A 13671-nucleotide genomic window follows, 5' to 3' on the forward strand; every position below is an offset into this window, starting at 1 on the left:
GACGCGCACGACTCAAAATCGTGTTCCTTCTGGAGTGTCGGTTCGACCCCGACCATCGGTATCAAAAACGTTGGAAATACTAGCTTTTAAAAGAGATTGTGAGTTCAGTTAATACTGAGCACGCAGTCTTTTTTTTGTTTATGACGTGTGCTGGAATCGTGTGCGTAAAAATATTGTGCTGCATTCAATTATCTTATTTAGGGAGTGAATCAGCATGGCAAGAAGAAGAAGTAAAATTGAGCTAGATGAGAACAAGGAGTTATTTTTAAAAGAAGGTGGAGAAGACTTTGACTACTGTGTAGAAGAATTTTTTAAAGACATGGTTATGAGAAATCTCTCGTTTCATACTAAAAGATGGTACAAAGAAAATATATCAGTAATTAAGCGAGCATTATTAGATTTGGAGCATCCACTTAGTCCAATAGAAACCACAGAATCAATGCTTAAAGATGTGATTATTTATTGTACAGATAAGCTCAAAAATAATCCTACTACTATTAATCATCGCATTAGAACAATGAAGCAGCTTTATTCTTTTTTATACAATGAGTCATTCATTGCATCCAATCCAGCAGAACGATTGATAAAGCAAAAAGGTAAGATAGAAAAAATAAAACCTTTTACAGATGAAGAAATTCAGGCGCTTCTTAGTCAGCCGATTAAACAGGAATTTGTTGGATTTAGAGATTATACAATTATGCTTGTCTTATTAGATACTGGTGTCAGGCTATCCGAATTAATAAATATGAAAATAACAGATGTTTCGATTGATGGTGGGAAAATTTTTGTACTAGGTAAGGGAAACAAGGAAAGAGAAGTTATGTTTCAGGCTACTACTAAAGAACAGCTAAGACGGTATATAAAGATAAGGGGAGAGGTGCACCATGATTATTTATGGATTTCCCAGGATAATAAGCCTCTTGCTAGAAAGACATTGCAAGACCGTTTAAAGCTGTATGGGGAACGTGCAAAGATAAATAAAAGGGTAAGCCCGCACACCTTCCGTCATACTTGTGCCAAGTTATATATAACTCAGGGAGGGGATATATTCTCTCTTCAACAATTACTAGGTCATTCATCATTGGAAATGTGTAGACATTACGTTTCATTATGGGGCTCTGATTTACAAAAGATGCACCGTAAGTATTCTCCTGTGGAGAGCATAATAAAAAGATAAATATTTTAAGCCATCTGAGAGGTGTTTATTACACATCAGGTGGCTATTTTATTGTGGGAAAGCAGTATTTACTTTTAACTGGATAGTAGTTCCAATGGGTGCTGCTTATAATGATTCCAAGCATAATTAATTACTTTGTTTAGGAGTAAGTCCACCTGTGCTTTGTCATATACAATCCATTTACCGATTTTCTTTCCATTAGAGAGGTCTAGTGGCATATCAATCGAATTTTCAATAGGTTTCTTATGACGGAAATTCTTCTTTTTGCGAAACATTAAAGCTCGGGGAGTCTCTACATAGCATAAAACATTGTATGTATTGCCGCCCATCGTCACTTTAAAGTCAATGCCACCCTCTACATCGTCGTAAGAACAGTAGGAAACATCGTTAAATACATTAGATTCCTTTACTAATTGAAAGAAGTGAATTTCTCTTGCTAATGATGGATAAGCACGTAACAGACGTGCTCTAATGGCTGTGTAATCATATCCTTTTAATGTTTCTCCATGTACTAGCTGATAGTAATTTACGAAAGCACTTTGCGTTGGAAATCTTCTGTAGGTGCAAATATAGCCCCATAGCGTGTACATCATATTAGGGAAGCTTGCTGCAAACTCGATTTTATCGTCTTTTTTAGCGATGAACTGTGGAGTTTCCAAAGAAAATGCATCTATAATTTTATGGGATGAAAGTGGTACTCCTTTGATTAAATCAATCATACGATTTCCCCTCTGTTAAATACTTTTGTCTTGTTCAGGCATAATTCTTAAAATAGTTTAACCGAGCTGTGTTCTTCAATATTCAAGTCACATTCTTGTTTAATTGCTAGCTTGGCTAATCTATCACATTCCTCTATATATGGATTGCAACTGTTAACACTAATAAATGAAAAGTCGATACTGTGTGGCTTAATAAGTTCAAGCAGTTCAATCCACAAATCTTGATTTTCAATCCTTTTCCCTTTGGCATTTTTCCAACCATTTTCAATCCACTTTACATACCAATTGTTTGCAAAGCAATCAACAATGTACTTTGAACAACAGAATAATGAAATTTTATGTTCTTCTTTAAGTTTCTTTAATACTTCGATGCATGCAATCAAATGCATTCTGTTATTTGTACTAGCCTTAATAAAGGAAGAAATTGAACTTTCCTTTCCCAATCCCTTATCAACAATAATTGCTGCCCATCCTCCTGGTCCAGGATTTCCAGAACAGGCACCATCTAAATAAATGGTTAGTTCTTTCATAATCTCTACTCCTTTTTTGAGAGTTTCTGAAGTGCGATATGTGCATTTTCGCTCATCACTTGTTTGTCGTTTATAATTTCTGTCTGGTGTCCAATAAGCATTATTAATCCGTATAATTCTGGATAGCTGAGTTTAAGTTGTATTGTTTCAGGTAATGAAAAGTGCTGGAAGTCTACTAATTCCTTTCCATCTCGGCGTACCATAATATCAATGGTAAGTTCGTAATCAGGATTATGGAAAGTAGTTTCCGAGATTTCTACCATACTTTTTCCAAGAAAAAAGGCGGTAGGATTATTAACATAAAATTCATCTGAAAATACTTCGATAGGAACACCATAAAAATTTGCTAAACCTTTAAGAGTATTCATTGTAGGTTCAGGTTGTTTTTCCTCTAAATAATGTAGCCCTTGATAGGATAGTACACCACTATTTTCAACCACTCTTTTTTTAGAAAACTCTTTTGGAAACAGCTTGTTTAATTCTAAGCGGATATATTTTAGCCTTTGAGCAGCGTTCATTTTAGAAAGTAGCTCAAGTTCCTCTTTTGTAATTAATCTTCCATTATTTAATGACATTGCTATCACCTCTATAAGTAGGATAATATTATTTGACAAAAATAGCAAGTGTTTTATAATTAAAATATAAACTGCTTTATATTAAGGGGCGTAAATATGAAAACTGACGATGAAAAATTTATGGTAGCTGTTGATACATTTTGTAAAGGAATGGCTAGATTTATTAAGCAATTAATGAGAGTAAACTTGATTATTGAAAGAAAGGGTACTTCAGGCATTTTAAAAAATGGGATGACAGAAAAACTATTAATGATGCATCGACATATAGTTCAGGAGCGTCTTAATAAAGTATCATTACTATATGGTTTGCAGAGTACTGCGGAAGAGCTAGCTAAGAAAGAATTATTACAGCTAAGCTACTTATTTGATTCATCTTACACAAGAATTATAAAACAACCAAATTATGAGATGATTTATGGTAATATAGCCGTCCAATATTGCATATATGAAGCTATTGTTCGTAATATGAATGGGGTTTATGATGGAGATTTTACTCAGTATATTGAAGATGCCTTTCAGGAGACTTTTTTTATGATTTCTGGATTGATTAAACCATTCTTCAAAGAGAAAAAAGAAGAGGAAATGGATAATGATTCTTTTTGGAAGTTTATCATGTATTTAAAAAAGACATTACCCTCTAAGTTAAGACATTGGTATCTAACTAAAATAAAGCACTTTAAGTACAACAGAAAAGCGATTGAAAAGAAAAAAAGATATGAAAAGGTAAAAATAGAATCATTTGATAGTAAGAAGCAAGGAAAGATAAAAAAAATTCATACCACCCACACATTGGCAGATAAATATGGCGGGAGAATTCTAGAACAATCATATGATACATTGATTAATCTTGTAAGTGAAACTAATGCACAATATGCCGAATACATGCATAAACATTTTTACGAGGGGAAGACATACCATGAAATAGCTGTTGAATATGCAACAAAGCTAGGAACAGTAAAGTCAGGAGTATCCAGAGGGATTAACTATTTAAGAAAGAGGTTTATTTCTTAAAATAAGTGCAACCATTTAACTAGATGTGTAACTATCTAATAAGTGAAGATATCTTTTCACTTCGATAAAACTAATATGGTACAGAGTAAATAAACAGTGTATCGCTTGTTAAGATAGATAATTACACCTAAGGAACTTCCTAAGGGCCAAAGTAATTGTTCGAAATTTTAATCAGGCATTGAATGGATGTTACTTTTTGCTTAAAGGTATCTAGAGAAAGATAAAGAACTCTTAAAGACCCAATGGATTATTAGTGGGAAGGTATGTCTAAGACAAGAAACTCTCTACTTTTAATTACTGGAATTAGCTTAGTCTAGTAGTACTAATACTCCGCTTTCTAGATGTGGCATAATGGGTAGGTTATTTAATAGCCACTATCAATTATCATAGTTAGAGAGAAACTACTTAATATAATTGAGGTATCCATGAAGTCCGATATAGATTTCTTTGAGCAATTATGTAACTATGAATGATTATTATGGAGTTCCATGGTACCCCTTTTTGAGCTGCCAGGCATTCCATTTTATTTTTAGTTATAAGTGACATCAAAAAAGGAACGTCTAATGTGACGCCCCCCTTACTTTGTTTTATTTGCTAACCATGTAGCGAAGCTATATAGTCCTTTTGTTTGTGGGAGTACCAGCTCCTTTCATTGCACCAGTAGTTTTATCTAGTAAATCTTGAACTAATACACCACTAGAAATATAAATATGTGTACCTTCTAAAACTTTATTCTATCGCCCAAACCCGAGAATTCAAGCATGGGTGGCAGATTTCTATGCGTGTAAGCTATAAAATAAATAAGAAGGACGATAAATCGTCCCCATTTATAAGAAGCGTAAAGAGATAACTAATACTTCCAACAAATATAAATTAGTAGAGTAATTACTTGTATTCTGCATTCATGTTGAGGAGCATATATTTTATAGCTCGAAAGTCATAATCCAACTAAATATAGCATTACAAATTGTTTTATGTTGGAGGAAATTACTGTTGTTCAAGACAATATACCAGTAAGCAGAGAGTGGATACATACAAAGCTGATTATTGTGAGGAAGTCGAGTTTCCTTGTATAGTAGAAATAATTTCGTAATAACAGACAAAAAATGCTCTCAATATCTGTGAGCAATAATGTAGCTATTGATGATAATAATGGAGCTTCATGGCCACCCCCTTTTTGAGCTGCTAGACTTTTAGTTACTATCCAGTGACTTGAGTGACATGAAAAAAGGACTAGCGAATTTGCTACCCCTTAGTAAATCTTGAGCCAATACACCACTAGAGATTTCTTCAATGGATTGACATGTTACTACATCGAATACCATTCTTCCAGTAGCTATTGGGAATTTGATTAATAATGTAAAGTTCCTTCGGCTACCTTCGGTTATTGTTCATGCTCCATATGTGGTACCTATTCTTTTATCTAGTTCACACTTCAAAAAACATGAATCAAAAAGAGAAGCACACCCCCAAGTCTTTCAAGGGTTGCTCCTTCGTCGCAAAACTTTTCCTATCGTAAAACTTCAAGCCCTTGACTTCCTTGCCCGTCCCGTTGAAATAAGGAAACCGACGGATAACAACTCAATAGGCAGTTATTTGGATTCCGTCAGTATTTCTAGTTTAACAGGACGGGAGAAAAGGGGATAAAAAGGAGCTATACCTTGCCCATTTTAGGACCTTGGGGTTTTACCCCAAACCCCAACCTCTGGAATTTCCTCCTCAATTGGCAGTGAAAACCTTTCTCTAATCTTGGAGTAATGATGCAGGTGATATTGAATACCCATGTGCCAATCTGTGTTGTACAGCATCATAGAAGGTCGTTTTCGATACAGGAGGTTTCTCCTTGTTAAGTAATGTAATCCATTTTATACGATGTTCTATAGCCTCACGCTCTCCATTTGTTAAGTCTGGATTATCTAGTTGTCTTTCAAACTTTGATACTACTTCTTTCCAATCAGTCATTATGTATCATCCTTTCTACCAATCTTGGCTAATAGGTCCTATAAATTCTTTATCCCAATACATTTCACAATACAGGTACTGTTTTACACGCTCTAGGTATTTGTAAGGTATTCGGCGGCGTCCGTTCTCTATTTCAGATAGGGTACTGACACCACAACCAATAATTGCTGCTAGTTCCGATTGATTAAAGTTGTCATGGACTCGTTTTACCTTTAATTGTCGGTGAATCGGGAGACACCCAGCATCAAGAATTGGGTGTTTGTTGTCTTCTACATCTTTTAATATTTCTTCTATTGCATCTTGAAGATTCATATAACATCATTCCTTTGCGGTTGGTTTATTTATAAGGAGTTGCCGTCCACTAAGAACGGCTAGGAGAGATAGTGAATTTCCCTGCTTATCGAACAAGTCTATCTAAACCATTTGAGGGACAGAATGCAATAGTTTTCTTCTGCTTTTTAGAATATTTTATTTAAATAGTTTACTAATTATGAAAGGAGGTGATGCAGCATAAAACTTATGTAATACTACTTTGAAGGAGGTGAAGAGTTAAAAGCGGCACATAATGGAGATAGTTATAAAAAGTAATAAGATGAAGCCCTTAGAGTGCACAATGCATTCGAGGGCTTTTTGTCTGTACAAAAAAAGATGAGCCCTCAAAAGAACTCATCAAATTACCAAGTAAGTACATCATACAGAAAATATAAAAATCAATCAATGTTAGGGACGGATTGTCTCTTTTTTTATTTAAGCTAATTGGAGGAATGTATAATGATAACAAAACAATTTGATAAATTAACTTTTAAATTTTTATTGGCTACTACTATCCGTGAAAAGGATGACAGCTACATTGTCAGTGAAATCTTTAATCGTTTTCCTTCAATCCAAGAGTTATTGGATGTTACCGAGGAAGAGCTATTAATGATTAAAGGAATTGGCAAGGTAAAAGCTCAACAAATAATTGCTGCATTGAAGCTAGCTAGATTAAATCCAAGTACAGCGGAAGAAAGATTTACAATAAGAAGCCCGCAAGATGCTTATGATTATCTAAATGATATGCAGTATCTAACACGGGAAGAATTTGTTTGTTTAGGACTAAACACTAAAAATGAAATTGTGTTTAGACAAACAATTTTCAAAGGTTCCTTGAATGCTTCAATTGTGCATCCTAGAGAGACATTTCTTCCATTAATAAAGAAATGTTGTGGCAGTGCTATTGTTGCTCATAATCATCCATCAGGGCAGCCAGCACCTTCAAGAGAAGACATTGAGGTTACTAAACGCCTTGCAGAAGTGGGTAAAATAGTCGGCATAGAATTGCTAGACCACATTATCATTGGGGCAGAGAAATACATTAGTTTAAAGGATAAAGGATATTTATAAATAACATTGGGACTACCTTATTAGGTTTGTCCCTTTTTGGTTGTTCATCAAAATACCCTTTTTACGGACAATCATTAATCAACAATGGAATAATTAAATACATTTCGATTAAACCTAGATTCCTTAATAATATGGAATGCAATGTTTATTTACTAGTTGCTTCTAATAACCACTCAATCAATATTGTTACGGAACCTTTTTATCTTAAAGAAGACCATGCAGCAACTAGTACTATTGGGCATGAGAAGATGACTTTAAGGACTGCTTTGTTCATTAAAAGTAGTATTTATCATGTTTTTGAAAAAAAGTTCGATTATAATGCTAAGGCAACACAAGATATATTGAAAAATACAATCGTGTCACTTCCATTCGTTAATGAGTCTGAGAATGAACTTGACTGGGATTACATGGAGCAATACGTGAAGGACATCGAGGAACTAGATATGAAACGCATTGATAAGCATTTAATGTCACTTGGGTATTCTTCTATTGAAGATACGATTTTAAGCGATGACGACAATGAAATTTTGCAAAAAAATAACTATTCCAGAAAGAGAGAATTTCGATTGCATGATTTGTTTGATGTAATCAAGAGAGGAAAAAGGATTATATCTTTAGACCGCATAGATGGGAAGCTGCCTTTTATAACAGCAGGAATTGAAAAAATGGGGTTTTCTAGTTATATTGGAAATCCTGAAGCGGAGGTTTTCCCTGCAAACAGCTTAACAATTGACATGTTCGGAAACACCTTTTATAGGGGATATCAATATGGTGCCGACGACCATGTAGCAATCTTGTGTAGCTCAACAAATAAATATAACAAACGTGTATTACAGTATATTCAGCCCCATATTCAAAAAGCGATTGCAGGAAAGTTTAGTTATTCAAGGAATTTTTACGCCTCAGATGCGCCTGATGTTTCCATCGAACTTCCTGTAAATGAAACTGGTGATTTAGATACCGAGTTCATGGAAAAATTCATAAAAGTAATTGAAAAAAAAGTGGTCTATAAACTTAGAAAGAAAATGTTTTAGTCACCAGATTTATTTAATTGTATTATTCGCATTTTTCCTTTTCTAACACCTAGAATAGCATAAATAATCAGCCCTTTTAACCATGAATGTATTAATAGCGATGGTTGAAGGGCTTATTTGAGTTTGTGAGCACTTTGTTTACAAAGGTAATTCGCCGTTCCATCTAGGAGGCAGAAGTACTATACAAAAATAAACACAGTAGTCAGAAAAGTCTATCTTGTCCGTATAATAGGTTTATGATACTATTTTAATTGGTTATATTTTACTATAATTAAAGCGAAGAGGGGATACTAATGCTAGATAAAGAAATATCAAGTATTTTTGACACTATTACAGAACCATGGGACAAAAATACTATACAAATTAGCATAAAAGAAACATTACTTACAAAAAGAAAAAGGGTTTCGAATGAAAGGGATTATTTTAACTCTTTATGTGAAAATGTTGCATATTTAACAGAATCAAGCTATCCAATCAAAAAAGTTTTAGAAAGTTGCCTCCAAAAAAGAAATTTTTGGGATACATCTAATGCAGAATCATTTATTATAGAATCCCAGAATGCCATTAAAGGAGAAATGGAAGACCTCTCTAATACATATAAAAGAAAATTAACAAAAAGTACACTAGTTGAATCTATTCAATATGGTGAATATAATTATGCTTACGCAAAACTAAGAAATGATATGGAAATTGATTTTCTCTTTGCTTTTTTACACCCAAATAATAGACGTTTAATGGAACGATTTTTAAATTATCAGCCCACAAAGGTTCTGGAGGCTATTGATAACATTAGTAATGGATACGCTACTTTATTTACTCAAAGTATTGAAGACCTAATACCTCAACAAGTCGAAGAAATTAAAGAGCCAATAGCAGCAACACGAGAAAAAGAGAAAAAAGGATTTTTCGCTCGCCTTTTCGGAAACTGATAAAAATTCTTGATATTGATTAATAAATATTAAAACAATGGGATTAACAATTGTTTATTGGAGGAATAAGTATGGGGGATATATTAAAAGGTATGCTACTAATTAGTGCTATTGGCCTTGGTATATTAATCATCATTACTATTATTGGATTCACAGCAGGAGTATTTATAAGTGAATCGGGATTGTAAAAAATACTGTGCTTTAACCGATATTGGTTTTCAGCCTAGTACATAGAGTTTTTAAGAATTTGTTTTTTGTTAGTCGGTGCAATCCCTTTTTTTGTATATTACTTTCAGGGCATCATTGAGCATTTGCTTGTATGGTGCTTTTTAATTTCTTCTTGTAAATTCATTTTTTTAATTCCTTTATTTCTAATAGAAGCCTTGTCCCTACAAACATCTTATGGTAAATTAAATACCAGCAGCACAATATTCTTTTAAAATAGTAGGCTTATGCGTAACAAACACTTTATGTGCGTATTGCTGAACTCATAAATCGTTTATAAAGCTAGTGGTGTCAATGTATCCAGACACTTTCTATATATCGGTGTGGCGGAATTGGCAGACGCGCACGACTCAAAATCGTGTTCCTTCTGGAGTGTCGGTTCGACCCCGACCACCGGTATCAGAATCAAGAAGAGAATCCTTGATACTAAAGACTTTCAACGGTTAATGTTGAAGGTTTTTTTATTACTCTTTTTTAACCATAACATATGCATGTATCTTTACATTTTCTGCTTCAATTATTTCTACACCTTTCCTTTCAAATAATTGTCTTAAAACATCTCTGTATCTTATTTAAGCTTTCCATATTTATTTTGTCTTTTATATTACGGATATAATGACTGACCATATCCAAAGAAAGGAAAGGATGCCTTGAATTGCATAAACTTGGCGCCAACAAATTCACTCAAGACATCCCCTATAATAAAGAATTATAATTATTGTATTGTTTGGTATTTAGCTATGAACACTTCCCTCAAGAAATTCATGGCTATATATATCAGATATTCTTTCCAGCACATGCGGCGCTTGTTCTGTAAATTTCAAGTTTGTAATCCGATCTTTGAACAGAAACACGCCGGTCTCATTGCAGTTTTTGCCCAGAGCTCCCTTATATAATAGAGTGGCTCCATGAGTGGGCGGAGAGGAAAAAAACTTCATAAACAGTTCAAACCCTGTGGTCAGTCCGGAATCTTTTCCTTTTCTTAGCGTGTTGTTAATGCCCGGGTCAACGCTGCGGATCTTGATGCCTTCCTTGGCGAGATGCGGTGCAATGGCTTGAGTCCACAACGAAAGAGCCAGCTTTGAAGTCGCATATGGTCCATACATTTTGCGGAAGGTTTTCGGATACTCCAATTTTTTGATCGTAAATTCTTTCGTAAATCTAAACACCTGCGACGAAGTGTTAATTACCGTTTTTAAGCTGCCGTTTTTCAACAGCTCCTTCAATTCCATCAGAATAATATAAGGAACGACCGTCAACAATTCATAATGCAATTCGCGGCCTTGTTTTGAATAGCGCAACTCACTTAAGCCCCCTCCAGCGTTGTTAAACAAAATATCGATCCGTTGTTCTTTGCTTTTTATTTCTTCCAAAGAGTGTCTCAAGCTGTCATTGATTATTGCAGATGAAATGAGCCACTTATGCGGAGTTTTGAGCCAGTCATTGCGGAGAAAAGAGCCACCCTTTGCGGAATGGAGAGCCATTATAAATAGAATCACGAAAGCCTCTTGTATAATTATGTTGCATGCAATCAAGCATGACACTAATATACAGGAGGTTTTTATTATGGTTAATTGTCGTAAGATTCTGGAACTTCATTTTGAAGGAATCAGTCAGAGGACCATTAGTTCTAGTACTGGACATTCAAGGAATACCGTTTCTGATGTCGTTCAACGTGCCAAGAAACTCGGTGTGGAAAGTTTGAACGATACAATGACCAATCCATGGTTAGAAGCTTTTCTTTTTCCAGAGAAACAAGCTATGGAGAAAGGATACTTTCCAGTTGATTGGGAAAAGGTTCATAAGGAGTTACAAAAAAAGAATGTCACCTTGACTTTATTGCATCATGAGTATGCGACAGAAGCACGTGATGGTGGAAAAATTCCCTATGCCTATCGTACTTTTTGTGAAAACTATGGAAAATATGCGAAGAAGTATAAGTTAACAATGCCTATTCGAAGAAAGCCAGGTGAAGTCATGGAGGTAGATTGGGCTGGATCTACGCTACAAATGATAGATCGTTCAACAGGAGAAATGATTCCAGCATATGTTTTTATTGCGACCTTGCCTTATAGTCAATTCAGCTATGTTGAGGCATTTTTAGATATGAAGTCAGCTAATTGGCTTACTGCTCACATCCATGCATTGGAGTATTTTGGGGGAGTTCCTGAAACACTGGTTCCCGATAATTTAAAAACAGGTGTTACGAAAGCACATCGAGAAGAGCCTATTCTGAATGAAGCCTATCGTGAATTTGCAGATTATTACCATACTATCATTGTTCCGAGCCGTATTCGCAGTCCAAAAGATAAAGCAAGCGTCGAAGGAACTGTTGGATATATTTCTCGGCAAATAATCGCTCCGTTAAGAAACTATCAATGTTTTCATATCGGAGATTTAAATCAACAAATCTTTGAAAGGCTAGAGGAAATCAACACCGTTGATTTTCAAAAACGACCTGGTTCGCGTAAAAAGGTGTTTGAGGAAGAAGAGAGATCCTACCTTCAACCGCTTCCTCAAACACGGTATAAACTTGCGGAATGGAAAACAGCAAAAGTTCAACTGAACTACCACAACCAAGTTGAACGAATGTATTATTCCGTTCCATATGATTATGTCCGAGAGAATGTCGACGTTCGACTAACTACGGATTTAATTGAAGTTTACTTCAAAGAAGTCCGTATTGCATCCCATAAACGATTAAAAGATGAAATTGGTCAGTTTTCTACAAACATAGATCATATGCCTGATAATCACCGATTATATTTAGAACATAATCCTGATAATAATCGGAAGTGGGCAGAAACGATTGGACCATCCATGACTAAGTTTGTTTCTTATATCTTAGAAGTAAATGTGGAGAAAAAGGCATTAAATATTCTTAGTGTACTAAGAAATCTATCAACAAAACACACAAAGACAGACATGGAGAAAGCAGTAGAAACATTACTTGAAATATCATCAAATCCAACGGTTTCTGTTTTAAAAAGCGTATTGGAAAGAAATAAGAAAAGAAAACAAAAACAAAATACAGTTATTAGCAACACCTCTGATGATTATGGATTTGTCCGTGGGGCTAAATACTTTGGGAGAGATAATAAATGATGAACCAAGAGACTTTACGTAAATTAATAGAGATGAAAATGGGTGCGATGGCTGAATTATATCAGCAACAAGGACAGAATAAAGATTACAAGGGGATGGATTTTGATGATAGATTCAATCTCTTAGTAGATTATGAATATGATAGAAGAAAATCTAATAGACTAGAAAGATTAATTAAACAAGCGACCTTCAGTGAGCCGACAGCAGCCATTGAAGATATCGAATATCATCCAGATCGCCATTTAGACAAGAAGCAAATACTAGAGTTAGCAACAGGAAATTATATTCAAAACCACCATAACATTATTTTAATGGGAGCCTCTGGGAACGGGAAAACGTGGATATCAAACGCCTTTGGTGTTCATGCATGTCGCCAATATTACAAAGTAAAATATATTCGATTACCAGAATTACTTGATGAATTAGCAGTAGCAAAATATGAAGCAGATGGAAGTTTCCGTAAGTTGATTCAAAAATACAAAAAGATCGATTTACTGATAGTAGATGAGTGGTTATTAACAGAGCTATCAGAAGAAAATGTACTCCATGTGTTGGAAATTATTGAATCAAGGTTAAAGAAAGCATCAACTATTTTCTGTTCTCAGTTTTCTCCAGAAGGATGGCACTCAAAACTAGGACAGGCACAAATAGCAGATGCGATTCTTGACCGAATCGTTCACGACTCCTATAAGATTCTGGTTGATGGCGAAGTTTCGATGAGAGAACGTCATGGATTGAGGGTATCTATATGATTCCCACAGAAGTTGAAAATCGTATAGCAAGATATTTTATGCATATGTATTTACCCGATGAAGTAAGGCTGGCAGTGGAAGAAAGACTATTACCTACCTGCATATGGAATGAGGAAGAGAATTTAGATCAAGATGAACTGGTCCGTTGGGCAATTGAGATTATTGATAAGCACTTAGGAGATAAAGGATTCAGATAATACAAGCGGCCATTGGAATGAAACTTGTTCTAATGGCTTTTTAATTACTTTGTATTTTAATAATAGTGGCTC

13 protein-coding genes, 1 tRNA gene and 1 pseudogene are annotated in these 13671 nt (G+C 34.8%); 9 read left to right on the forward strand and 6 right to left on the reverse strand.

Features of this window, described 5'->3' with window-relative positions; translation table 11 throughout:
* Positions 1-214: 214 nt before the first annotated feature.
* Entirely contained in the window at positions 215-1177 is a 963-nt protein-coding gene (locus tag RTL21_RS11770; RefSeq protein ID WP_312096083.1) for a tyrosine-type recombinase/integrase, read from the forward strand.
* 74 nt (positions 1178-1251) lie between these two features.
* On the opposite strand, the gene RTL21_RS11775 is transcribed toward RTL21_RS11770, so the two are convergent.
* The 3 genes from RTL21_RS11775 to RTL21_RS11785 are packed head-to-tail and all read right to left on the reverse strand — an operon-like array spanning position 1252 to position 3001.
* On the reverse strand, positions 1252-1896 hold the full coding sequence (locus RTL21_RS11775; protein WP_312096084.1) for a hypothetical protein: 645 nt from the start codon (positions 1894-1896) through the stop codon (positions 1252-1254).
* A gap of 47 nt (positions 1897-1943) precedes the next feature.
* Positions 1944-2426 (reverse strand): ribonuclease H family protein, encoded by a 483-nt coding sequence (locus RTL21_RS11780; RefSeq protein ID WP_312096085.1) that lies wholly within the window; start codon positions 2424-2426, stop codon positions 1944-1946.
* Positions 2427-2431: 5 nt separating this feature from the next.
* Positions 2432-3001, reverse strand: coding sequence for a hypothetical protein (locus RTL21_RS11785; protein ID WP_312096086.1), 570 nt, complete (start codon positions 2999-3001; stop codon positions 2432-2434).
* Between the two features lie 96 nt (positions 3002-3097).
* On the opposite strand from RTL21_RS11785, the gene RTL21_RS11790 reads away from it, so the two are divergent.
* Entirely contained in the window at positions 3098-4012 is a 915-nt protein-coding gene (locus tag RTL21_RS11790) for a hypothetical protein (protein WP_312096087.1), read from the forward strand.
* Between the two features lie 1743 nt (positions 4013-5755).
* Here the strand turns inward: RTL21_RS11790 and RTL21_RS11795 are convergent.
* Positions 5756-5974, reverse strand: coding sequence for a hypothetical protein (locus RTL21_RS11795; RefSeq protein WP_312096088.1), 219 nt, complete (start codon positions 5972-5974; stop codon positions 5756-5758).
* Positions 5975-5989: 15 nt separating this feature from the next.
* A complete protein-coding gene (locus tag RTL21_RS11800) occupies positions 5990-6286 on the reverse strand; it encodes a helix-turn-helix domain-containing protein (RefSeq protein ID WP_312096089.1) in 297 nt (98 codons plus the stop codon).
* Between the two features lie 459 nt (positions 6287-6745).
* On the opposite strand from RTL21_RS11800, the gene radC reads away from it, so the two are divergent.
* From radC to RTL21_RS11820, 4 genes are all read left to right on the forward strand, one after another.
* Complete coding sequence (radC, locus tag RTL21_RS11805; RefSeq protein ID WP_312096090.1) at positions 6746-7357, forward strand: RadC family protein; 612 nt, start codon at positions 6746-6748, stop codon at positions 7355-7357.
* A gap of 131 nt (positions 7358-7488) precedes the next feature.
* A complete protein-coding gene (locus RTL21_RS11810; protein WP_312096091.1) occupies positions 7489-8391 on the forward strand; it encodes a restriction endonuclease subunit S in 903 nt (300 codons plus the stop codon).
* Positions 8392-8684: 293 nt separating this feature from the next.
* Positions 8685-9320, forward strand: coding sequence for a hypothetical protein (locus RTL21_RS11815; protein WP_312096092.1), 636 nt, complete (start codon positions 8685-8687; stop codon positions 9318-9320).
* A 542-nt stretch (positions 9321-9862) separates the two neighbouring features.
* A tRNA-Leu gene (locus RTL21_RS11820) sits at positions 9863-9944 on the forward strand.
* A 335-nt stretch (positions 9945-10279) separates the two neighbouring features.
* On the opposite strand, the pseudogene RTL21_RS11825 reads toward RTL21_RS11820, so the two are convergent.
* A pseudogene (locus tag RTL21_RS11825) lies at positions 10280-10933 on the reverse strand (Rossmann-fold NAD(P)-binding domain-containing protein); the annotation flags it as partial.
* 178 nt (positions 10934-11111) lie between these two features.
* On the opposite strand from RTL21_RS11825, the gene istA reads away from it, so the two are divergent.
* The 3 genes from istA to RTL21_RS11840 are packed head-to-tail and all read left to right on the forward strand — an operon-like array spanning position 11112 to position 13599.
* Positions 11112-12650, forward strand: a complete 1539-nt coding sequence (gene istA / locus RTL21_RS11830; protein ID WP_312096093.1) for an IS21 family transposase — start codon at positions 11112-11114, stop codon at positions 12648-12650.
* A complete protein-coding gene (gene istB, locus RTL21_RS11835; protein ID WP_169189225.1) occupies positions 12647-13402 on the forward strand; it encodes an IS21-like element helper ATPase IstB in 756 nt (251 codons plus the stop codon). Before istA ends, istB begins: the two co-directional genes overlap by 4 nt.
* Positions 13399-13599 carry a hypothetical protein gene (locus RTL21_RS11840; RefSeq protein WP_312096094.1) on the forward strand — a complete coding sequence of 67 codons (201 nt, stop codon included), beginning with the start codon at positions 13399-13401 and terminating at the stop codon, positions 13597-13599. Before istB ends, RTL21_RS11840 begins: the two co-directional genes overlap by 4 nt.
* Positions 13600-13671 lie beyond the last annotated feature (72 nt).

The organism is Niallia sp., from assembly GCF_031978665.1.
Taxonomy (GTDB): Bacteria; Bacillota; Bacilli; order Bacillales; family Cytobacillaceae; genus Niallia.

Excerpts from the sequence above, each read along its gene's own strand:
- RTL21_RS11810 (WP_312096091.1), top strand. The coding sequence starts at position 7,489 with ATGGAATGCAATGTTTATTTACTAGTTGCTTCTAATAACCACTCAATC.
- RTL21_RS11770 (WP_312096083.1), top strand. The coding sequence starts at position 215 with ATGGCAAGAAGAAGAAGTAAAATTGAGCTAGATGAGAACAAGGAGTTA.
- RTL21_RS11775 (WP_312096084.1), bottom strand. The coding sequence starts at position 1,896 with ATGATTGATTTAATCAAAGGAGTACCACTTTCATCCCATAAAATTATA.
- radC (WP_312096090.1), top strand. The coding sequence starts at position 6,746 with ATGATAACAAAACAATTTGATAAATTAACTTTTAAATTTTTATTGGCT.
- RTL21_RS11795 (WP_312096088.1), bottom strand. The coding sequence starts at position 5,974 with ATGACTGATTGGAAAGAAGTAGTATCAAAGTTTGAAAGACAACTAGAT.
- RTL21_RS11815 (WP_312096092.1), top strand. The coding sequence starts at position 8,685 with ATGCTAGATAAAGAAATATCAAGTATTTTTGACACTATTACAGAACCA.
- istA (WP_312096093.1), top strand. The coding sequence starts at position 11,112 with ATGGTTAATTGTCGTAAGATTCTGGAACTTCATTTTGAAGGAATCAGT.
- RTL21_RS11785 (WP_312096086.1), bottom strand. The coding sequence starts at position 3,001 with ATGTCATTAAATAATGGAAGATTAATTACAAAAGAGGAACTTGAGCTA.
- RTL21_RS11780 (WP_312096085.1), bottom strand. The coding sequence starts at position 2,426 with ATGAAAGAACTAACCATTTATTTAGATGGTGCCTGTTCTGGAAATCCT.
- RTL21_RS11800 (WP_312096089.1), bottom strand. The coding sequence starts at position 6,286 with ATGAATCTTCAAGATGCAATAGAAGAAATATTAAAAGATGTAGAAGAC.
- RTL21_RS11790 (WP_312096087.1), top strand. The coding sequence starts at position 3,098 with ATGAAAACTGACGATGAAAAATTTATGGTAGCTGTTGATACATTTTGT.
- RTL21_RS11840 (WP_312096094.1), top strand. The coding sequence starts at position 13,399 with ATGATTCCCACAGAAGTTGAAAATCGTATAGCAAGATATTTTATGCAT.
- istB (WP_169189225.1), top strand. The coding sequence starts at position 12,647 with ATGATGAACCAAGAGACTTTACGTAAATTAATAGAGATGAAAATGGGT.